This window comes from Actinomadura sp. WAC 06369 (assembly GCF_003947565.1).
GTDB classification, from domain to species: domain Bacteria; phylum Actinomycetota; class Actinomycetes; order Streptosporangiales; family Streptosporangiaceae; genus Spirillospora; species Spirillospora rifamycini.
In genome coordinates, this window is sequence record NZ_QHJN01000031.1 from 13,140 (window position 1) to 33,589 (window position 20,450).

Sequence of the window (20,450 nt, forward strand, 5' to 3'; positions counted from 1 at the left end):
TCCAGTCTCATCCGGTAGGAAGGGCGGCATGACCGACATCGTGGACGTCTGGGTCGATCCCGTCTGCCCGTACACCTGGGCCGCGACCCGCTGGCTGCTGGAGGCCGCGCGCGTCCGTCCGCTGGAGCTCCGCTGGCGGCTGCTGAGCCTCGCCGCGCTCAACGAGGGCCGCGACGACGACCCCGAGGGCGACCCGGAAGGGTACCTGTGGCTGCCCGCCCGGGTCTGCGCCGCCGCCGAGGAGCACGCCGGCCACGACGGGCTCGGACGCTTCCACCTCGCGCTCGGCGCCCGCGTCCACGAGCGCGGCGAGATGGACGAGCGGACCATCCCCGCCGCGCTCGCCGACGCCGGGCTGCCGGCGGCGCTCGCCGCGGCGGCCGGGTCGGACGAGCGCGACGACGCGGTCCGCGCGTCCACCGCGGCGGGGCTGCGCAGGATCGGCGGCGACATCGGCGGCGCCCACGTCGGGACCCCGATCGTCGCGGTCGGCGGCACCGCGTTCTTCGGCCCGGTGCTGTCCCGCATTCCGCGCGGCGAGGACGCCGGGCGGCTCTGGGACGGGACGCTCCTCGTCGCGGGCACCGCGGGCTTCCACGAGCTCAAGGGACGCCCGCACGCCGCGCCCGGCTTCGCCTGACGGGCCGCGCGCCCGTCCGTCCCGTCCCGTCCGTCCCGTCCCGTCCGGCCGGGCCCGCCGGTCAGGGGCCGTCCGGGCGGAGCAGGTGCGCGTTGGGCGCGCGGGCCAGGTCCGCCAGCGCGGGCAGTTCCACCAGCTCGACGCCCGCGGCCTCCAGCACCTCCGCGCCCGTGCCCTCCACGAACAGCGACGGCTCCCGCCACGCGAACACCACGCGCCGCGCGCCCGACGCGACGATCAGCTCCGCGCACGTCCGCGGCCGCGACGCGCGCCGCCCGCACGGTTCGAGCGAGCTGTAGACGGTCGCGCCCGCCAGGTCGCCGGACGCCTTCGCGAGCGCGGCCTCCTCCGCGTGGTCGCGCGGGTCGCCCTCCCGCGAGTGCCCGCGCGCGACCTCCCGCCCGTCCGCGCCGACGATCACCGCGCCGACGGAGAACGCGGTCCGCGACGGCGGGCACAGCGCCGCCAGCCCGCACGCCAGCCGCAGCCACTCCGTGTCGTCCATGGGACCCATCCTGCCCGTCAGCCGCGCCGGCCCGCCGTCAGGTACCGCAGCAGCACCAGGTCGCCGATGCGGGTCACCTCCTCCAGCCGCATCGGACGGTCCGGGCGCTGCGGGAACACGCCCGAGTGCGCGAACCGCGGCGCGGACGGGTCGCCGACGAAGAACGGCGCCACGACGAGCTGCAGCTCGTCGGCGAGCCCGGCGGTGAGGAACGCGGTGTGGATCCCGCCGCCGCCCTCCACCATCAGCCGCCGGACGCCCCGGCCCGCGAGGTCGGCGAGCACGCGCGGCAGCTCCGGCGGGTCGCCGGCGCCAACCACCTCGGCGCGGCCGGCGAGCCGCTCCGCCAGCGGCGCGACCGCCGCCGACGCGGTGTAGACGAGCTTCGGCGACTCCCCGGTGGTGAAGAACCGGGCGTCCGGATCGACGTCGCCGCTCCAGGTCAGCGTGACCTTCGTCAGGTCGGGCGGCAGCCCCCGCGCGACCCTGCGCTCCCGCCGCGCGGGCGAGCGGACCAGCAGCCTCGGGTCGTCGGCGCGGATCGTCCCGGCGCCGACGAGGATCGCGTCGCAGCCGGCCCGCACCGCGTCGACCCGGTCGAAGTCCGCGGGACTCGACAGCCGCAGCCGCTCCGGACCCGCGTCGTCGATGTACCCGTCGACGGACATCGCGCAGCTCAACAGGACGTAGGGACGTTCGCTCACCCGTCGACACTAGAACGTCCCGGACGCGCCCCGGTCCGGAAGCGGGGATTCGAAGATCCTTTGTGGTGACTCGGCGTTTCTGCGCCGGATGTGTCGGAGGGGAGTCCTAGGGTTGCCCCCGACATGCGAATCCTCCACACCTCCGACTGGCATCTCGGCAGATCCTTCCACCGCGAATCCCTGAAGGACGCGCAGGAAGCGTTCGTCGACCACCTCGTCGACACGGTCCGCGCGGAGCGGGTGGACTGCCTGCTCGTCTCCGGCGACGTCTACGACCGGGCGCTGCCGAGCGTGGACGCCGTCCGGCTGTGCAGCGACGCGCTGGCGCGGCTCAAGGAGCTGACCCGGGTGGTGCTGATCGCCGGCAACCACGACTCGGCGAGCCGGCTCGGCTGGGGGTCGCGGCTCCTGGACGACGCGGGCGTGCACGTCCGCACCGAGTTCGCCCGCGTGGGGGAGCCCGTCCTCGTCGGCGACGCCGCGATCTACGGCGTCCCCTACCTCGAACCCGAGTTCGCCCGGCACGAGTGGGAGCTGGACGAGCGCAGCCACGCCGCCGTGCTCGCCGAGGCGATGCGCCGCGTCCGCGCCGACGCCGCGTCCCGCGGCCCGGACGTCCGCTCGGTCGTCCTCGCGCACGCGTTCGTCACCGGCGGCGAGGCCAGCGACAGCGAGCGCGACATCTCCGTCGGCGGCTCCTCGCACGTCCCGGTGTCGGTGTTCGACGGCGTCGACTACGCCGCCCTCGGCCACCTGCACGGCAGGTGGAAGGTCAACGACCGCGTCCGGTACTCCGGTTCGCCGCTGGCCTACTCGTTCTCCGAGGCGAGCCACGTCAAGGGCTCCTGGCTGGTCGACCTGCGCGCGGACGGCGTCCACGCCGAGTTCGCCGAGGCGCCCGTCCCGCGCCGCCTGGCCCGCGTCGAGGGCCGCATCGACGACCTGCTGGAGAGCGCCCGGTACGCGGAGTACGAGGACCACTGGCTGCAGATCACGCTGACCGACCCGGAGCGGCCGTCCGGCGCGATGGAGAGGCTGCGCCGCCGCTTCCCGCACGCGCTCGTCCTCGGCTACGCGCCCGAGGGCGCGGCCGGTGCCCCGGCGCGCACCTGGACGGAGCGGGTGCGGGACAGGTCGGAGCTGCAGATCGCGGGCGACTTCGTCGCCGAGGTGACCGGGGCGCCCGCGAGCGAGGACGAGCGCACGCTGCTGCACGAGGCGTTCGAGCACTGCCGCCGGAAAGAGGCGATGGCGTGAGGCTGCACCGGCTGGAGGTCACGGCGTTCGGCCCGTTCTCCGGCACCGAGGAGATCGACTTCGACGCGCTGTCGGACGCCGGGCTGTTCCTCGTCCAGGGGCGGACCGGCGCGGGCAAGACCAGCGTGCTCGACGCCGTGTGCTTCGCCCTGTACGGGCAGGTGCCCGGCGCCCGCAACCGGGCGAAGGGACTGCGCAGCGACCACGCCGCCGCCGGTGCCGTGCCGCAGGTGGTGCTGGAGACGACGATCCGGGGCCGCCGGCTGCGCCTCACCCGGTCCCCGGAGTGGGAACGTCCCAAACTCCGCGGCACCGGCACCAGGAAAGAGCAGCACAAGGTCCTGCTGGAGGAGTTCGTCCGCGGCGCGTGGACGGGCGTGTCCAACCGCATCGACGAGACGGCCGACCTGATCGGCGACCTGCTCGGCATGAACGCCGGCCAGTTCTGCCAGGTCGCGATGCTGCCGCAGGGCGAGTTCGCGGGTTTCCTGCGCGCCAAGGCGGACGAGCGCCGCAAGGTCCTGGAGCAGCTGTTCGCCACCGAGGTGTTCACGGACGTCGAGAAGTGGCTGGGCGAGCGCCGCGCCGCCGCGCACCGCGAAGCCGAACGGCTCCGCGCCGACGTGGTCTCGGTCGCCGACCGCATCGCCGAGGTGACGGGCGCTCCGCCGCCGCACGCGCCGGACCCCGGGGCCGTCCCGCGCCCGCGCACCGGGGAGCCGGCCGCCGGACCGCTGGACGACGTCGCGGAGCTGCCCGGGTGGGCGGAGCGGCTGGCGGACGAGCACGCCGGCATGCGCGCGGCCGCGGACGAGCGCCGCGCCGCGGCCGCCGCCGACCTGGAGGCCGCCCGCGCCGCGCTGGAAGACGGCCGGGTCCTCACCGAACGGCGCCGTCGGCACGCCGACGCGCTCGCCCGGCAGGCCCGGCTGCGCGACGAGGCGGAGGAGCGGTCCCGCGTCGGGTCGCGGCTGGACGCGGCGGCCCGGGCCGACCGGGTCGTCGCGCTCGTCCGCGCGGTGGAGGAACGGCACGGGCACGCGGTGCAGGCCCGCCGCCGGCTGGAGGACGCGCGGGCGCGCGTCGCCGGACTGCTGCCGCCGAACCCGTCCGAGGACGTGCTCGTCAAGGCCGAACGGACGCGCCGCCACGAGATCGCGACGCTGGAGAGCGCGCGCGCCGACGCGGACCGGCTCCGCGCCGTCGACGCCGAACGGGCGTCGCTCGCGGCCGAGTCCGGGCGGCTCGAACCCGAGCGGGAGCGGCTCGCCGCCGCGCTCGCCGAGCTGCCCGGCGCGGTCGAGGCCCGCCGCGCCGAGCTGGAGCGGGCGAAGCTCGCGGCGGCCGGCCGCGCGGGGGCCGCGGCCGCCCTGGAGGACGCGCGGCGCCGGCTCGGCGCCGCGCAGCGCCGCGACCAGGTCGCGCACCTGCTCGCCGAGGCCGAGGCCGCGCACCGCGATGCCGTCGACGCCGCCCAGGACGCCCGCGACCGGGCGCAGGAGCTGCGGCAGGCGCGCCTCGACGGGATGGCGGCCGTGCTCGCCGCGGACCTGCGGGACGGCGAACCGTGCCGCGTCTGCGGATCGACCGGGCATCCCGCGCCCGTCACGTCTTCCGGAGCGGTCCCGACCGAGGAGGAGATCGAGGAGGCGCAAGCCGCCTACGAGCGCGCGCAGGGCGACCGCGAACGCGCGTCCGGCGAGGCCGGGGCGCTGCGGACCGAACGCGACGGGCTCCTCGACACCGTGGGGGACGCGCCCGCCGCCGACCTCGCCGCCGAACTGGACGACGCCCGCCGCGCGCTCGAGGACGCCGAGGCGCGCGCCACCGCGGCCGACCGCCTCGAAGCGGCCCTGCACCGGGACGAGCAGGAACTGCGGCGCGTCCAGACGGCCGCCCGCGACAACGAGCTGGCGCTCACCGCGAACCGCACCCGCGACCGGGACCTCGCCACCGAGCAGGCCCGGCTGCGCGCCTCGCTGGACGAGGCGCGCGGCGGCGACGCGACGCTGGAGGACCGCATCGCCCGGCTCGGCGAGGAGGCCGACGCGCTCGCCGGCGCCATGGCGGCGCAGCGCGACGCGGCCCGCGCCGCCGAGGAGCTGACCGCGGCGCGCGCCCGCGCGGAGACGGACGCGGAGGCCCAGGGGTTCCGTACGTTTGACGAGGTGCTCGCCGCCGCGCTGCCCGACGAGGACCAGGGCGAACTGCGCGACATCCTCCGCCGCTTCGAGTCCGAGGAGGGCGCCGTCCGCGCCCTGCTCGCCGACCCCGACCTGGTCGCCGCCGCGGCCGCGCCCGCCCCCGACCTGCCCGGTCTGCACGCCCGCTTCGCCGCCGCCGAGTCCGCGCACACCGCGGCCGCGTCCGACGCGCACGCCGCCGCCCTCCGCTGCGACCGGCTCGCCGATCTGCGCGCCCGGCTCGACACGGCCGTCCGCGCCTGGCGGCCCGCCGCCGACCGGCACGAGGTCGCCCGGCGGCTCGCCGGCCTGGCGTCCGGCAAGGACCCGGCCAACCGGCGCGCCATGTCGCTGCCCGCGTACGTCCTGGCCGCCCGCCTCGAGCAGGTCGTCGCGGCGGCGAACGAACGCCTGGCGCGGATGTCGGGGGGCCGCTACGAGCTCGTCCACACCATCGAGAAGGCGGCGGGCGACCGCAGCCGCAGCGCCGGCGGCCTCGGCCTGCGCGTCGCCGACGCCTGGACGGGCCAGGAGCGCGACCCGGTGACGCTGTCGGGCGGCGAGTCGTTCATCACCTCGCTGTCCCTCGCGCTCGGCCTCGCCGACGTCGTCACCGCCGAGACCGGCGGCGCCGAGATCGGCACCCTCTTCGTCGACGAGGGCTTCGGCACCCTCGACGCCGAGACCCTCGACGAGGTCATGGACGTCCTGGACGGCCTGCGCGACGGCGGCCGCGCCGTCGGCATCGTCAGCCACGTCCCCGAGCTGCGCGCCCGCATCCCCGCCCAGCTGCGCATCGCGAAGGAGCGCGGCGGCTCCACCGCCGAGATCGTCGTCTGACGGCGGAACGTCGGGGGCGCGCTCTAGAGTCGCGTCCCATGTGGCAGGACTTGTCGGTCATTCCGGCTTCATGGCGGTCGCGTGTCCATCCCCGGAAGGACGGTCCGACGGCGCCGGACCCCGCGGTCGACGAGGCCCTCGCCGGGGACGTGCTGCGGCGCGTCTCCGGAATGCGCGAGCGCCTCGTCGAGTACATCGAGACCTGCGAGCGCTTCCTCTTCGACGAGGAGCTGATCGACCCGGCCCGCGCCTACCTGAGCGGCGAGGCCGACCCGGTGGGCGCCGCCGCGACGCTCGTACTGCTCTCCGACAAGACCGTCGCGTCGGGTTTCTACGGCGCGGCCGGGCCGCGGACCCGGACCCGTTTCGACGGGCTGGCCGACGCCTGGACGGCCGAGCACGGGCTCGCGTTCGCCGCGAGCGCGTTCGTCGAGCTGAGCGGGATCGGCCCCCGGATGGCCTGGCCCGGCACCGACGACCACTGCGCGCTCGGCGTCCACGCGTCCATCGAGCACTCGCTGGCACTGCTGTGGGACGCCAGGCACGGCGGCGTCCGCCGGATGCGGGAGCTGCTGACGGCCGCCGACGGGGCGGTGCTCGACCGGCTCGGTGCCCTGCGCACCACGGTGCCGCGCGGCATCGTCGTGTCGTATCTCGTCCCGCAGCGGGACGCGTGGCTGGACGAGTGCCTCGTCGACCCGCCCACCATCGGGTGGGAGGGGAAGGCCGCCTGGATGCTGTGGTGCTGCCTCGGCTCGGCGGCGCGGTTCGAGCGGGCCCGCGGCGTCCTGCACGGCGGCCGGTACGAACTGGTGCCGGACGTCCTCGCCACCGTCTACGCGGGGGCGGGCCCGGCGCTCGTGCCCGTGCTCGGCGCCGCGCTGGACGGACGCCCGCTCGCGCAGAACCGCGACGCGGTCCTCACCCTGCTGGCGAGGATGCCGTACGACGAGGCGTTCGCCGTCCTCGTCGAGCGCACGGGCGACGCGGCCGTGCGCCGGGCCCTCGGCGCCGCCGCGCGGCGCTTCCCCGACCGCGCCCGGCGGCTCATGCCGTCCGAGCCCGGAGCGGCCGGGCGTCCCGTGCCGGACGCGTCCGGCGAGGCCCCGGACGCGTCGATCGCGCTGCCGGAGCTGCTCGTCCGCCCGCCGTGGGCCCGTCCCGCGCCCCGCGGCGTCCCCGGCCTGAGAACGCCGCCCGAGCAGGCCGTCGTGTGGGAGCCCGGCGAGCGGGAGCGGTGGGCCGCCGAGGCCGCGAAGTGGCGCCCCGAGGTGCTGGGCGGGAAGGACCCCGAAGCGGCGCTGGCGAAGGCGATCGACGCGGTCCGCGCCGGGGCGGGCGGCGGCATCAGGGAAACGATGACCGTGTTCCTGCACGCCCCCGACGACATCGTGGACACGCTCGTCCCGGGCTGGGAGCCGTACAGCCACGACTTCACCGACGGCTGGATCCGCCCGTTCATCGCGCGCTTCGGGCTGGGCGCCCGCGAGGTCGCGCTGCGGTTCGCGCTCCGCCCGCGCAAGGACCACGCCCAGGCGGCGCGCGAAGCGCTCCTGCCGTTCCGGGACGCCGAGGTCGCCGAGCGGATGGCCGGGTGGCTCGCCCGGGAGGTCGAGCCGCTCGGCCCCGTCCGCGACTGGTTCGGACGGCACGGCGCCGCGGCCGTCCCGCTGCTCGTGCCCGCCGCCCTCGGACGTCCGGGCGCGCGGCGGCGGCGGGCGGAGCACGCGCTGCGGTTCGTCGCCGAGCTGACGGACCCCGGACGCGTCGCCGCGGCGGCGGGGGAGCACGGGGAGGCCGTGCGGCGGCTCCTGGCGGAGCCCGCGCCCCCGCCGGAGCCGCCGAAGATCCCCGCGTGGGCGGCGCCGGGCGTCCTGCCGCGGGTGCGGCTGCGCGACCGGGACGCCGTCCTGCCGGACGAGGCGGCCGGCCACCTCGTGACGGCCCTCGCGCTCGCGGCGCCGGGGCTGGACGAGGTGCGGGAGGCGTGCGACCCGGCGTCGCTGGCCGGGTTCGCGTGGGCGCTGTTCGAGCGGTGGCTGGCCGAGGGCGCCCCGCCCGGGGACGGCTGGGCGCTGCGGTCCCTCGGCCTGGTCGGCGACGACGACGGCGCGCGGCGCCTGGCGCCGCTCGTCCGCGAGTGGGCCGGGACGAAGAAGCTGCACGACCGGGCGGTGAAGGGACTGGAGGTCCTCGTCGCGATCGGCACGCCGGTCGCGCTGCTGCACCTGCACGAGATGCGGCGCAAGGGCGGGGCCTCCGGGGTCAGGGAGGCGGCCCGGACGCTGTTCGGTCAGGTCGCGGCACGCGCGCACCTGACCGTCGAGGGGCTGTCCGAACGGATCGTCCCCGACTACGGTCTGGACGCCGACGGCGGCACGACCCTCGACTACGGTCCGCGCCGCTTCCGCGTCGGCTTCGGCGGCTCCCTCGAACCCTACGTCGCCGATCACGCCGGGCGTCCGCTGAAGGCCCTGCCCGAGCCGGGCGCGGGCGACGACCTCGAACGCGCCGAGGCCGCCCGCCGCCGCTTCACCGCGATGAAGGCCGAGGTGCGGACCGCGTCGACCTACCTCGTGGAGCGGCTGGAGAAGGCCATGATCCGGCGCCGCTCGTGGAGGGCGGAGGAGTTCCGCGCCCTGTTCGCCGAGCACCCCCTCGTCCGCCACATCGCCCGCCGCCTCGTGTGGACGGCCGACGGCGCCGCCTTCCGCATCGCCGAGGACCGCACGTTCGCCGACGTCCACGACGACGCGTTCGTCCTGCCCGGTACGGCCGTCGTGCGCCTCGCGCACCCCGCCGAACTGGGCGGCGACCTGGACGCGTGGGCGGAGACCTTCGCCGACTACGGGCTCGACCAGCCGTTCCGGCAGCTCGGCCGCCCGTTCCACCTGCTGACCGAGGACGAGCGCGCGGCGGGCCGGATGACGCGGTTCGAGGGACGGGTCGTCGACGGGGGCCGGGTCCACGCCATGGAGCGCCGCCGCTGGTCGGTCTCCCTCATCGGACGGGACGGCCACCCGGGCGGCGACCTCGCGGCCGTGCTCCTCGCCCGCGAGGACCCGGACGCTCGCGCGGTCGAGGTCACGGTGCTGCGATGGCACGTCCCCACCGGGCTCGAGCACCGCATCGGCACGGCCACGGTCGGCACGCCGGATCCCGCGTTCGTGTCCGAGGCCGTCGCCGACCTCCTCTGGCTGGTCGGCTGACGGGCGGAATGTCGTTGATCATCCCTACCGTGGTGTGCCATGTCCGACGACGCTCCCGTGTTCCCCGCCGCGTGGCACGACCGCCTGCACCCCCGCGCCGACGGCCCGGTCCCCCCGGACGCCGAGGTGAACGCGTCCCTCGCGGAGGACACGCTCCGCAGGATCGACGCGATGCGCGCGCCCATGGGGAAGTGGCTGGGCAAGGACTGGCACTTCGAGGACGGCCTGACCGAACGGGCGCACGCGTACCTGAACGGTGAGGCCGACCCGGTGGGAGCCGCCGCGACGCTCGTCGCGCTCTCCCACAAGGGGAAGATCGCGACGGGGTTCCACGGCCCCGGGGGACCGCGCGCCGCGACCCGTTACGACGGCTTCGCCGACGCCTGGACCGCCGAGCACGGCCTCGCGTTCGCCGTCGCGGCGTTCGTCGAGCTGAGCGCGATCGAACCCGAGTACAAGATCGCCCGGAGCGAGTGCACGAAGGGCGCCCGCTACGCGCTCGACGGGTACCCGATGGACCTGTGGTGGGCGGCCCGGCACGGCGGCGCCCGCCGGATGCGCGAGCTGGCGGCCGCCGCCGACGGCGCGGTGCTCGACCGGCTCGCGCGGCTGCGCACCACGCCCGTGCGCCGGATCGTCGCTTCCTACCTGGCCCCCGCCCGGACGGACTGGCTGGACGCGTGCCTCGCCGAGGCCGACGCGCCCCCCACCCGCCGCGAACGGACCGCACGCTGGATGCCGTGGTGCTCGGTCTCGTCGGCCGCGCAGTTCGAGCGCGCCCGCGACGTGCTGGGCCTCGGCCCGTACGAGCTGGTGCCGGACGTCCTCGCCACGGTGCTCGAACGGGTCGGCCCGGCGGCGCTCGCGCCCGTCCTCGGCGAGGTCCTGGACGGGGCGCTCCGGGGCGCCGAGCGCGACGCGGTCCTCGACCTGCTGACGGCCGTGCCCGCCGACGCGACGTTCGCCGTCCTGGCCGAACGCGCCGGACGGGACGGGAGCATGCACGTCCGGCGCGCCCTCGACGCCGCCGCGCGGCGCTTCCCGGAGCGGGCCCGCCGCCTCCTGCCGCCCCGCCCCCGCGCCGCGGCGGTTTCCCGACGCGCCGGACCGCGACCTGCCGCCGACGCTCGTCCATCCGCCGTGGACGTGGCGGACCCCGGCGCCCGACCCGATCGTCGTCCCCGGCCTCGCCGCCCCCGCCGAGCGGACGGTCGTGTGGGCTCCGGGCGAGCGCGAGCGCTGGGCCGACGCCCCCGGGTACCGGCCCGAGAGGCTCGGGTACGGGCGGTACGACGAGGAACTGGCGCGGGCCGTCAAGCAGTACCGGAGGAGAAACGCCTCCCCCCAGCAGGAAGTGGTCATGTTCCTGCACGCCCCCGACGACATGGTCGGGCCGCTGCTTCCCGCGTGGACGCCCCCGGCGGGCCTCGGCCGGGTCCCCGAGTGGACCCGCCCGCTCGTCGCCCGGCACGGAGCGGGCGTCCGCGACCACGCCGTGCGGGCGGCGCGCGCGAATCCGGCCGGCGCCGGGGGCCTGCTCGTGCCGTTCCGGGACGCCGAGGTCGCCGCGCTCATGGCGGAGTGGCTCGACCGCCGCCCGGCCGCGCGCACGCACGTCCGGGCGTGGTTCGACCGGCACGGCGCCGAGGCCGCGCGGCTGCTCGTCCCGGCCGCCCTGGCCGCGCCGGGCGCCGAGCGCGGGCGGGCCGAGCGGGCGCTGCGGTTCGTCGCGGCCCGGACCGGTGACGCGTCCGTCGTCGAGGCCGCGCGCGGGTACGGGGACGCCGCGGTGGGCGCGGTCCGCGCGTTCCTGGCCGACACGCCGTTCGTCGGCGTGCCGGGCCGCGCCCCCAGGCCGCCGGCGTGGGCCGATCCGGCCGCACTGCCGCAGGTGCCGCTGCGCGGCCGCGCCGCCGCGCTGCCCGCCGGTGCGGTGACCTCGCTGGTCACCATGCTCATGATCGCGGACGCGGACCCGGTCTTCGACGGCGTGCGGCCCGCCGCCGCGGCCTGCGACCCCGTCTCCCTGGCGGAGTTCGCGTGGGCGCTGTTCGAGCGGTGGCTCGACCACGGCGCGCCGCCCCGGCACGCGTGGGCGATGGCGTCGCTCGGCCTGCTCGGCGACGACGAGACCGTGCGGCGGCTGGTCCCGCTGATCCGCGACTGGCCGGGCGAGGGCCTGCACCACAGGGCCGCCGCGGGACTGGACGTCCTCGCCGCCCTCGGCACGCCCGTCGCGCTCCTGCACCTGCACGGGCTGACCCGGGGCCGCGGGTACCCGGGGGTCAAGGCGCGGGCGCGGGAGCTGTTCCACCAGTGGGCGGCGCGGGCGGGCGTGCCGCCGGAACGGCTCGCCGAACGCCTCGTGCCCGGCTACGACCTCGACGCGGAGGGCGGGATGACGCTCGACTACGGGCCGCGCCGGTTCCGCGCGGGCTTCGACGAGCGGCTCGAACCGTACGTCGCCGACGGGTCGGGGCGGCGGCTCGCGGCCCCGCCCGAGCCCGGGACGCGCGACGACCCCGAGCTCGCGGCGGCGGCGCGGCGCCGCTTCACCGCGATGAAGGCGGAGGTGCGGACGGCGTCGGCGTACCTCGTCGAGCGGCTGGAGAAGGCGATGGCCCGGCGGTACGCGTGGACTCCGGACGAGTTCCGCGCCCTGTTCGCCGAGCACCCGATCGTCCGGCACATCGCGCGGCGCCTGGTGTGGACGGCCGGCGGCGCGGCCTTCCGGCTCGCCGAGGACGGCACGCTCGCCGACGTCCACGACGACGCGTTCGTCCCGCCCGCGGGCGCGGCCGTCCGGGTGGCGCACCCGCTCGACCTGGGCGACGACCTCGCGCGCTGGCGGGCGACGTTCGACGACTACGAGCTCGACCAGCCGTTCCACCAGCTCCACCGCCCCGTTCACCTCGTGACCGAGAACGAGCGCGCGGCGGGGAGGATCCGGCGGTTCGACGGCCTGGCCGTGCACCACCGCCGGTTCCGGGCGATGGAGCACCGGGGCTGGGAGCGGGCGAAGGGCCGGGCGGGCATGGACGAGCGGTTCTCCCGCCGGCATCCGGGCGGGCTCGCGGTCGGGCTGGAGCTGGAGTGGGAGTTCGCCGCGGAGGAGGAAAACTGCGACCGGTGGCGGGTCCGCGAGCTGACGATCGACGCGCCGGACGCGGCGCTCGCGTCCGAGGCGCTCGCCGACGTCGTGCGGCTCATCGGCCCCCGCCGGATCGCGGCGGCGCGGCGCCCGTGACCGCCGGTGCGGCCGCGTCCGGTCAGGGCTTGCGGCCGACGCCCGCCATCAGCCAGCCGGACGGCGGGTCGTAGGGGCGGTCGGGCCGCCACTCCGGCGCGGGGACGAGGCCGGGGTCGACGAGGTCGAGGCCCGCGAAGAACCCGGCCAGCCGGGACGCCGGGCGGAACTCGACGGGGAAGCCGAGCAGTTCGACGATCTTCTCGTGCCTGTCGAGGTCGGCGGGGGTGAGCCGGTCGGACGCCAGGTCGCAGACCACCAGGTGGCTGCCGGGCGCCATCGCGTCGCGGAACGCCCGCACGACGCCGTCCGGGTCGTCGGCCTCCGGGATCTGGTCCAGCATCGCGATCATCAGCACCGCGACCGGGCGGTCGAGGTCGATGAGCGCGGTCAGGTCGGGGTCGCCCAGAACGTCGGCGGGGCGGCGGGCGTCGCCGCGCACGGCCGTCGCGGTCGGGACGGCGTGCAGCAGCGCCTGGTAGTGGACGACGGCGACCGGGTCGTGGTCGACGTAGACGGTGCGGGCCGCGGGATCGGCGCGCCGGGCGAGCTCGTGCACGTTGCCCTTGCCGGGCAGGCCGCAGCCGACGTCGATGAACTGCCGGACGCCCGCGTCCAGCAGGTACCGGACGGCGCGGCGCATGAACTTGCGGTTCTCGCGGGGGAGCAGGTGCGCCACCCGGTGCAGGGCGAGCGCGGCCATGGCGGCGTCGCGGTCGGGGCCGTAGTTGTCCTTGCCGCCGAGCGAGAAGTCGTAGACGCGGGAGCTGGCGGCGCCGGGCCGATCGAGCATGGGGGGATCACCTCGACGAGTGAGCGGGGTGGGTCGAGGAACGCGAACCCCGAGTCTAGTTCATCGTGATCACGGTGCGCACGGCCTGCGCAACGGAAAGTGCCGATCGGCCTTGTCAGTCTGCGACGTGTCAGTCCGCGGCGGGACGGTCCGCGGCGGGACGGTCCGCGGCGGGACGGGACGCGCGGTCGGCGTCGAGGAACGCGGTGCAGCGGTCCAGCAGCGCGATGAGCGTCTCCCGTTCGGCGGCGGTGAACTCGGCGGCCAGCCCGCGCTCGACCCGGACGGCCCGTTCGTCCGCGCTCTTCAGCACCGCCTCGCCCTCCGCCGTCAGCCGGGTCTCGAGGATGTTGCGGTGCCACTCGTGCGGGGTGCGCTCGATGAGGCCGCGCTCCCGCAGGTTCTTGAGCACGGTGTTCATCGTCGGCGGGGTGACCGCGCAGGCCCGCGCCAGCGCGGCGGCCGAGATGCCGGGACTGGCGGACAGCTGGAGGAGCGCCGCGTACTGCGGCACCGTCAGGCCGCTCGGCTTCAGCGCCGCGTGCTTGGCCGCGCTGAGCGCCTGCTCGGCGCGCTTGACGTGGTGGCCGATCCGCTCCTGGGCGGGCATCGAGGTCATCCGCGCATGGTATCCGCCCTCGAATCGAAGCCCGTTGACAAGCATTAGAGCTCTAACTATCGTATCGACGCGTTCGAATGTACGTCTACGTATGGAGAATGATGTCCCGCTTCCCGCGCTCCGTCTCCGCCGCCGTCCTCGCGGCGGCGCTGCTGCCGGCCGCCGCACCGGCGGCCGCCGCCGAACCGGCCGCGCACCGCGTCCGCGTCACCACCGCCTACGAGCTGCCGGGCGACCGCGTCTACCCGGAGGGCATCGCCGCCGATCCCCGCACCGGCACCCTGTACGCGGGCTCCTTCGCCGACGGCACGGTCTACCGCATGTCCGGCCGCGGCCGCGTCGCCGAGGTCTTCCTGCCCGCCGGGGCCGACGGCCGCGACACCGCGAACGGGCTCGCGGTCGACCGGCACGGCCGCCTCTGGGTCACCGACTCGTCCGCGGGCGTCACCGTCTACGACGTCCGCACCCGGCGCCCGCTCGCCCGGTTCGACGTGCCCGGGGACGGCCCGCGCTTCGTCAACGACCTCGCGATCACGCCCGACGGCACCGCCTACCTCACCGACAGCCTCCGCGCCGTCGTCTACCGGGTCGCCCCGCGCGACCTCGCCGCGGCCCGCGGCGGCACCGGCGTCCTGGAGCCGTTCGCCGACCTGGCGCCCGCCCTCGACCCGTTCGCGCCGGGCGCCTACACGCTGAACGGCGTCGTCGCCGCCCCGGACGGCCGGTACCTCCTCGTCGCCGACTCCGCCGGCGGCGACCTCCACCGGCTCGACCCGGCGTCCGGCGCGGTCGAGCGGGTCGCGCTGGACGGCGGCGACATGGCGCTCGCGGACGGGCTCGACCTGCGGCACGGCCGGCTGTGGGCCGCCCACAACATCAGCGACGCGCTCACCCGCTGGCGCGTCTCCCGCGACGGGCGCCGCGCGCGGCTGGAGCGCCGCGTCGTCGACGCCGCCCTGGACGCCCCGACCACGCTCGTCCGCGTGCGCGGCGGGCTCTACGTCGTCCGGTCCCAGTTCGACGACGGCGGCCCGCTCGGCGAGGGCGTCCCCGAGACCCCGTTCACCGTCGCCGCCGTCCGCGGCCTCTGACGGCGCCCGCGCGGTAGCCTTCGAGGCGAGGGGAGCGGCTCGTGAGCAATGTTGAGGATCGCCCCGTCGAGCAGGACGTCTGTTCCGCCGACGCGGCCGTCGCCGACGAACCGGAGCTCGAAGCGCTGCACCCGCGCGACGTCCCGCTCGGCGGGCCCCGCGCGATGCGGGTGCGGCGCGTCCTGCCCAACCGCGACCGCCGCATGGTCGGCGCCTGGTGCTTCGCCGACTCCTACGGACCCGACGACATCACCGGCCGCGCCGGCATGCAGGTCCCGCCGCACCCCCACATCGGGTTGCAGACGGTGACGTGGCTGCTGGAGGGCGAGGTGCTCCACCGGGACGGCCTCGGCAGCCGCGCCCTCGTCCGTCCCGGCGACCTGTCGCTGATGACGGCGGGCCCCGGCATCGCGCACTCCGAGCAGTCCCCGCCCGACCACTCCCCGGTGCTCCACGGCGCCCAGCTGTGGGTGGCGCTCCCCGAGGCCGCACGCGCGACCGCGCCCGCCTACGAGTTCCACACCGGCCTGCCCCGGCTCGACGTCCCGGGCGCGGACGTCACGGTGTTCGTCGGCGGGCTCGGCGGCGTCGAGTCCCCGGCGGGCGTCCACTCGCCCCTCGTCGGCGCCGCGCTCCACGTCTCCGCGGACGTCCGGCTGCCGCTGGATCCCGGGTTCGAGCACGCGGTGCTCGTCCTGTCCGCCGAGCTGACCGTCGAGGGCCGGGAGGTGCCGGCGGGCGACATGCTGTACCTCGGCCGGGGACGCACCGGACTCGCGCTGTCGGCCGGGCGGCCCGCCCACGCCCTGCTCCTCGGCGGCGAACCCTTCGCCGAGGACCTCGTGATGTGGTGGAACTTCGTCGGCCGCACCCACGACGACATCGTGGAGGCCCGGGCGGACTGGGAGCGCCACCGCCCGGGCGGCCGGGACGCCCCCCGCTTCGCCCCCGTGACCGGTTACGACGGCCCCGCCCTGCCGGCCCCCGCGCTGCCGAACGCGCGGCTGAAGGCGCGCGGCCGGTACCACCGGCACTGAGTGGTCCTCGTCACAGTCGGGTCGCGTTCGGGCGCAACCGGCCGATTCCGTGCGTCATACGGAGCAAGGACCGTTCCCGATGCTCCGCAGGAGGCCCTGTGACCACGACCGCGCCGCACCGTCCCGCCCCCGAGACCGCGGCGGACACGCCGGCCGAGACCGCCGCGGCCGACGCCGCGACCGCGGCCCCGCGGGGCCGGCTCCGGCCGGTGCGCAAGATCGCCGTGGCCGTGGCCGGGACGGTGGTGATCGCCGCGGGCATCGTGATGCTGGTCATCCCCGGCCCGGGCGTGGTCGTCATCCTCGCCGGCATCGGGCTGCTCGGCACCGAGTTCCCCGCCGCCAAGCGGGTCAGCGAGCGCTGCTACGGCTACCTCCGGACGGCCTGGGCGAAGATCCGCCGCAAGAAGGACTGACGGCCGCCCGCGAGGACCGGACCGGACCCGCGCCGCCGCCGAGGCGACGCGGGTCCGTCACGTCGGAAGGGTCACGCGGGACCGGTGCTGCGGCGGACCACCAGCTCGCTCGGCACCACGCCGGCCCGGCCGGGCGGCGCGCCGCCCGGGTCGGCGAGCCAGGCGACCAGCAGCTCCACGCAGTGCCGGCCGAGGGCCGCGAAGTCCTGCCGGACGGTGGTGAGCGGCGGGGTGAGGAACGCGGCCTCCGGGATGTCGTCGAAGCCGATCACGCTGACGTCCTCGGGCACCCGGCGCCCGCTCTCGTGGATCGCCCACAGCAGCCCGAGCGCGATCTGGTCGTTGGCCGCGAACACCGCCGTCACGTCCGGGTCGGCCGCCAGCCGCCGGCCGCGCTCGTAGCCGGAGCGGGCGCTCCAGTCGCCCGGCGCGCAGTCGGGCACCTCGGCGCCCGCCGCGACGAGCGCGTCCCGCCAGCCGCGGGTGCGCTCGGTGGCCTCCGACCAGTCCGCCGGCCCCGGCAGGTGGTGGACGGTCCGGTGCCCGAGGCCCAGCAGGTACCGGGTGGCCTCGCCGGGGGCGCGGTAGTGGTCGGCCTCCACCGTCGGGACCGCCGCGGGCGGCCCCAGCAGCACCGTCGGCAGGTCGCCCGGCAGGTGCCGCACCGCCTCGTCCGGCGGCACGTGCCCCGGGATCATGATGAGCCCGTCCACGCCCTGGTCACGGAACCGCTCGACGGCCCCGGCGACCGTGTCGCGGCCCGCCGACCCCAGCCCCGCCACGCTGGTGAAGAACCCGGCGTCGCGGGCGTGCCGCTCGATCGCCGCGATGATCGACGCCGGCCCGTGCAGGGCGGTGTCGAAGCTCACGACGCCGAGGGTGCTGGACCGTCCGGTCGCCAGGGCCCGGGCCGCCGCGTTCGGGCGGAAGTCGAGCTGCGCGGCGGCGGCCAGGACCCGGTCCCGGGTCTTCGGGCTCACCATCGGATGGTTCTTGAAGACCCGGGACACCGTCTGGTGCGAGACTCCGGCCAGCCGCGCGACGTCGCGCAGGCCCGGCCGGGTGGGTGGCGTGGCGGTCATGTCACCCCGAACATACCGGGCGGGCGGGGGCGACGCCGCCGTTCACCGGGCCGCGCCGCTGCGCCGCTTGGTCCAGACGTCGAACGCGACCGCGGCCAGCAGCACCAGCCCCTTGATCAGCATGACCCGCTCGCTGGGCGCGCCGAGCAGCGACATCCCGTTGTTGATCACACCCATGATCAGGCCGCCGGTGATGGCGCCGATGACCCGCCCGACGCCGCCCTGCACGGCCGCGCCGCCGATGAACGCCGCCGCGATGGCGTCCAGCTCGAACATGTTGCCCGCGGTCGGGCCCGCCTGGTTGAGCCGCCCGGCGAACACGATCCCGGCGACCGCCGACAGCACCCCCATGTTCACGAACAGCCAGAACGACACCGACTTGACGTTCACGCCGGACAGCCGCGCCGCGAGGGGGTTGCCGCCCATCGCGTAGATGCGGCGCCCGAACACCGACCGGTTCGTCAGCGTCGTGTAGGCCAGCGCCAGCGCGCCGAGCAGGACGAGCACCCACGGGAGGTTCTTGAACCGGGCGAGCTGCACGGCGATGAACATCACCACGACGACGGCCAGCGCGTTCTTCGCCGCGAACACCGCGATCGGGTCGACCTGCTGCCCGTACCCGATCCGGGCCTGCCGCCGCCGCCACCCGAGCGCCACGAACCCGCCGACCAGGGCGAGCGCCACCAGCAGCGTGAACAGGTCCGCGCCGCCGAGGAAGCCGAGGCCGATGTTGCCGAGGTAGCCCGACAGGAACCCGTTCGCGATCGTCCGGACGTCGTCCGGGAACGGGCCGATGCGCTGGTTGTCGAGCACGGTCAGCGTCAGCGCGCGGAACATCAGCATCCCGCCGAGCGTGACGATGAACGCGGGGATCCCGAAGTAGGCGATCCAGTACCCCTGCCACGCGCCGATCGCCGCCCCGGCGAGCAGCGTCAGCAGCAGCGCCAGCGGCCACGGCACGTCGTGGTTCACCATCAGCACCGCCGCGATCGCGCCGGTCAGCGCGACCACCGACCCCACCGACAGGTCGATGTGCCCGCCGATGATCACCAGGATCATCCCGATCGCCAGGATCAGGATGTAGGAGTTCTGGACGATGATGTTCGAGATGTTCCCGGGCGACAGCAGCTGCCCGTCGGTCAGCACGGCGAACAGCGCGACGATGATCGCGAACGCGATGTAGATCCCGCTCTGCCGCAGGTTGACCGGCAGGCCGCGGCGGCCCTTCGGCGGCCCGGCCGCCGGCGGGGAGACGGACTCCCCGGCCTTGGCGACGCTGCTCATGGACTGGCCTCCTCGGTCTGGGTCATGTACTGCATCAGGCGCTCGGGCGTCGCCTCCGCCCGCGACACCTCACCGGTGATCCGGCCCTCCGCCATCGCGTACACGCGGTCGCAGATCCCGATCAGCTCCGGCAGTTCGGACGAGATCACCAGCACCGCGCGGCCCTGCTCGGCCATCGTGTTGATGATCGAGTAGATCTCGTACTTCGCGCCGACGTCGATGCCGCGGGTCGGCTCGTCCAGGATCAGGACGTCGGCGTCGGTGAACATCCACTTCGACAGCACGACCTTCTGCTGGTTGCCGCCGCTCAGCTCCCCGGCGGGCGCCAGGACGCTCGGCGCCTTGATGTTCATCTCCCGGCGGAACCGCTCGGCGACCTCGTACTCGCGCCCGTCGTCCACCCAGCCCGCCTTCGCGAGCTTGCCGAGCCCCGCCGCGGACACGTTCCGCGTGATGCTCTCGATGAGGTTCAGGCCGTAGGTCTTGCGGTCCTCGGTCGCGTACGCGAGACCGTGCGCGATCGCGTCCCCGACCGTCCGGATCCGCACCTCCGCGCCGTCCTTGAACAGCTGGCCGCTGATCCGGGCGCCCCAGCTGCGCCCGAACACGCTCATCGCCAGCTCCGTCCGGCCCGCGCCCATCAGCCCCGCGAGCCCGACGACCTCGCCGCGGCGCAGCGTCAGCGCGGCGCCGTCGACCACCACCCGGTCCCGCTGGGTGGGGCTGTGCACCGTCCAGTCCTCGATCCGGAACACCTCCGCGCCCACGTCGGGGACGCGCTCGGGGTAGCGGTGGCCCAGGTCGCGGCCCACCATCCCGGAGATGATGCGGTCCTCCGAGACGGCGTCGCCGCGCATGTCGAGCGTCTCGATGGTCCGCCCGTCCCGCAGGATCGTCGTCGAGTCGGCGATCGACCGGATCTCGTTCAGCTTGTGCGAGATGATCACGCAGGTGATGCCGTCCGCCCGCAGCCCGCGCAGCAGGTCGAGCAGGTGCCGCGAGTCGGCGTCGTTCAGCGCCGCGGTCGGCTCGTCCAGGATCAGCAGCCGCACCTCCTTCGAAAGCGCTTTCGCGATCTCGACGAGCTGCTGCTTGCCGACGCCGAGCTCCATCGCGGGCGTCACCGGGTTCTCCCGCAGGCCCACCCGCTCCAGCAGCGCCGCCGCGTCCGCGTTCGTCCGGTCCCAGTCGATCAGCCCGAACCGGCCGCGCCGCTCGTTGCCGAGGTAGATGTTCTCGGCGATCGACAGGTACGGGCTCAGCGCCAGCTCCTGGTGGATGATCACGATGCCGCGCCGCTCGCTGTCGCGGATGCCCGAGAACCGGCACGGCTCCCCGTCGAACTCGATCTCCCCGCTGTAGTCGCCGTGCGGGTAGACGCCCGACAGCACCTTCATCAGGGTCGACTTCCCGGCCCCGTTCTCGCCGCAGATCGCGTGGATCTCGCCGCGCGCGACGTCCAGGTTCACGTCCTGCAGGGCCTTGACCGCGGGGAAGCTCTTGGTGATCCCGCGCATCCGCAGTATCGCGTCCGTCATGCTCC

The 20,450-nt window shown here is 76.0% G+C and carries 16 protein-coding genes; 8 read left to right on the forward strand and 8 right to left on the reverse strand.

The features are described from left to right. Window positions 1–28: 28 nt before the first annotated feature. Entirely contained in the window at window positions 29–640 is a 612-nt protein-coding gene (locus DMH08_RS11135) for a mycothiol-dependent nitroreductase Rv2466c family protein (protein WP_125613463.1), read from the forward strand. Window positions 641–701: 61 nt separating this feature from the next. Here the strand turns inward: DMH08_RS11135 and DMH08_RS11140 are convergent, their stop codons facing one another. Then, entirely contained in the window at window positions 702–1,154 is a 453-nt protein-coding gene (locus DMH08_RS11140) for a deaminase (protein WP_026400432.1), read from the reverse strand. An 8-nt stretch (window positions 1,155–1,162) separates the two neighbouring features. Beyond that, the gene (locus DMH08_RS11145) at window positions 1,163–1,849 is read right to left on the reverse strand and encodes a RibD family protein (RefSeq protein ID WP_026400431.1); all 687 of its coding nucleotides are present in this window, start codon (window positions 1,847–1,849) and stop codon (window positions 1,163–1,165) included. Between the two features lie 123 nt (window positions 1,850–1,972). Between DMH08_RS11145 and DMH08_RS11150 the strand changes: the two genes are divergently transcribed. From DMH08_RS11150 to DMH08_RS11160, 3 genes are read left to right on the forward strand one after another with little or no spacing between them, the layout of a single operon-like run. After that, window positions 1,973–3,106 carry an exonuclease SbcCD subunit D gene (locus DMH08_RS11150; protein WP_026400430.1) on the forward strand — a complete coding sequence of 378 codons (1,134 nt, stop codon included), beginning with the start codon at window positions 1,973–1,975 and terminating at the stop codon, window positions 3,104–3,106. Further along, entirely contained in the window at window positions 3,103–6,129 is a 3,027-nt protein-coding gene (locus DMH08_RS11155) for an AAA family ATPase (RefSeq protein WP_125613465.1), read from the forward strand. The genes DMH08_RS11150 and DMH08_RS11155 overlap by 4 nt, the downstream gene beginning before the upstream one ends. A gap of 38 nt (window positions 6,130–6,167) precedes the next feature. After that, window positions 6,168–9,338 carry a DUF4132 domain-containing protein gene (locus DMH08_RS11160; protein WP_125613467.1) on the forward strand — a complete coding sequence of 1,057 codons (3,171 nt, stop codon included), beginning with the start codon at window positions 6,168–6,170 and terminating at the stop codon, window positions 9,336–9,338. Between the two features lie 24 nt (window positions 9,339–9,362). On the opposite strand, the gene DMH08_RS11165 is transcribed toward DMH08_RS11160, so the two are convergent. Continuing rightward, the gene (locus DMH08_RS11165; protein ID WP_125613469.1) at window positions 9,363–10,343 is read right to left on the reverse strand and encodes a hypothetical protein; all 981 of its coding nucleotides are present in this window, start codon (window positions 10,341–10,343) and stop codon (window positions 9,363–9,365) included. A gap of 208 nt (window positions 10,344–10,551) precedes the next feature. Here DMH08_RS11165 and DMH08_RS42345 point away from each other — a divergent pair, with 208 nt between their 5' ends. Beyond that, complete coding sequence (locus DMH08_RS42345; protein ID WP_125613471.1) at window positions 10,552–12,585, forward strand: DUF4132 domain-containing protein; 2,034 nt, start codon at window positions 10,552–10,554, stop codon at window positions 12,583–12,585. A 22-nt stretch (window positions 12,586–12,607) separates the two neighbouring features. On the opposite strand, the gene DMH08_RS11175 is transcribed toward DMH08_RS42345, so the two are convergent. Next, window positions 12,608–13,378, reverse strand: a complete 771-nt coding sequence (locus DMH08_RS11175; RefSeq protein ID WP_125613473.1) for an SAM-dependent methyltransferase — start codon at window positions 13,376–13,378, stop codon at window positions 12,608–12,610. A 130-nt stretch (window positions 13,379–13,508) separates the two neighbouring features. Beyond that, window positions 13,509–13,997, reverse strand: coding sequence for a MarR family winged helix-turn-helix transcriptional regulator (locus DMH08_RS11180; protein WP_199747738.1), 489 nt, complete (start codon window positions 13,995–13,997; stop codon window positions 13,509–13,511). 101 nt (window positions 13,998–14,098) lie between these two features. On the opposite strand from DMH08_RS11180, the gene DMH08_RS11185 reads away from it, so the two are divergent. From DMH08_RS11185 to DMH08_RS40060, 3 genes are all read left to right on the forward strand, one after another. After that, window positions 14,099–15,088, forward strand: coding sequence for an SMP-30/gluconolactonase/LRE family protein (locus DMH08_RS11185; protein ID WP_125613475.1), 990 nt, complete (start codon window positions 14,099–14,101; stop codon window positions 15,086–15,088). Between the two features lie 41 nt (window positions 15,089–15,129). Next, window positions 15,130–16,125 (forward strand): pirin family protein, encoded by a 996-nt coding sequence (locus DMH08_RS11190; RefSeq protein WP_125613477.1) that lies wholly within the window; start codon window positions 15,130–15,132, stop codon window positions 16,123–16,125. Window positions 16,126–16,223: 98 nt separating this feature from the next. After that, complete coding sequence (locus DMH08_RS40060; protein ID WP_158642294.1) at window positions 16,224–16,541, forward strand: PGPGW domain-containing protein; 318 nt, start codon at window positions 16,224–16,226, stop codon at window positions 16,539–16,541. 71 nt (window positions 16,542–16,612) lie between these two features. Here the strand turns inward: DMH08_RS40060 and DMH08_RS11200 are convergent, their stop codons facing one another. From DMH08_RS11200 to mmsA, 3 genes are read right to left on the reverse strand one after another with little or no spacing between them, the layout of a single operon-like run. Further along, window positions 16,613–17,623 (reverse strand): LacI family DNA-binding transcriptional regulator, encoded by a 1,011-nt coding sequence (locus tag DMH08_RS11200; protein ID WP_125613481.1) that lies wholly within the window; start codon window positions 17,621–17,623, stop codon window positions 16,613–16,615. A 42-nt stretch (window positions 17,624–17,665) separates the two neighbouring features. Beyond that, the gene (mmsB, locus tag DMH08_RS11205) at window positions 17,666–18,907 is read right to left on the reverse strand and encodes a multiple monosaccharide ABC transporter permease (RefSeq protein WP_125613483.1); all 1,242 of its coding nucleotides are present in this window, start codon (window positions 18,905–18,907) and stop codon (window positions 17,666–17,668) included. After that, window positions 18,904–20,445, reverse strand: coding sequence for a multiple monosaccharide ABC transporter ATP-binding protein (gene mmsA, locus DMH08_RS11210; RefSeq protein WP_125613485.1), 1,542 nt, complete (start codon window positions 20,443–20,445; stop codon window positions 18,904–18,906). The genes mmsB and mmsA overlap by 4 nt, the downstream gene beginning before the upstream one ends. Between the last annotated feature and the right edge of the window lie 5 nt (window positions 20,446–20,450).

Excerpts from the sequence above, each read along its gene's own strand:
- DMH08_RS11185 (WP_125613475.1), top strand. The coding sequence starts at position 14,099 with ATGTCCCGCTTCCCGCGCTCCGTCTCCGCCGCCGTCCTCGCGGCGGCG.
- DMH08_RS11140 (WP_026400432.1), bottom strand. The coding sequence starts at position 1,154 with ATGGGTCCCATGGACGACACGGAGTGGCTGCGGCTGGCGTGCGGGCTG.
- DMH08_RS11135 (WP_125613463.1), top strand. The coding sequence starts at position 29 with ATGACCGACATCGTGGACGTCTGGGTCGATCCCGTCTGCCCGTACACC.
- DMH08_RS11150 (WP_026400430.1), top strand. The coding sequence starts at position 1,973 with ATGCGAATCCTCCACACCTCCGACTGGCATCTCGGCAGATCCTTCCAC.
- DMH08_RS11180 (WP_199747738.1), bottom strand. The coding sequence starts at position 13,997 with ATGACCTCGATGCCCGCCCAGGAGCGGATCGGCCACCACGTCAAGCGC.
- mmsA (WP_125613485.1), bottom strand. The coding sequence starts at position 20,445 with ATGACGGACGCGATACTGCGGATGCGCGGGATCACCAAGAGCTTCCCC.
- DMH08_RS11160 (WP_125613467.1), top strand. The coding sequence starts at position 6,168 with ATGTGGCAGGACTTGTCGGTCATTCCGGCTTCATGGCGGTCGCGTGTC.
- DMH08_RS11200 (WP_125613481.1), bottom strand. The coding sequence starts at position 17,623 with ATGACCGCCACGCCACCCACCCGGCCGGGCCTGCGCGACGTCGCGCGG.
- DMH08_RS11175 (WP_125613473.1), bottom strand. The coding sequence starts at position 13,378 with ATGCTCGATCGGCCCGGCGCCGCCAGCTCCCGCGTCTACGACTTCTCG.
- mmsB (WP_125613483.1), bottom strand. The coding sequence starts at position 18,907 with ATGAGCAGCGTCGCCAAGGCCGGGGAGTCCGTCTCCCCGCCGGCGGCC.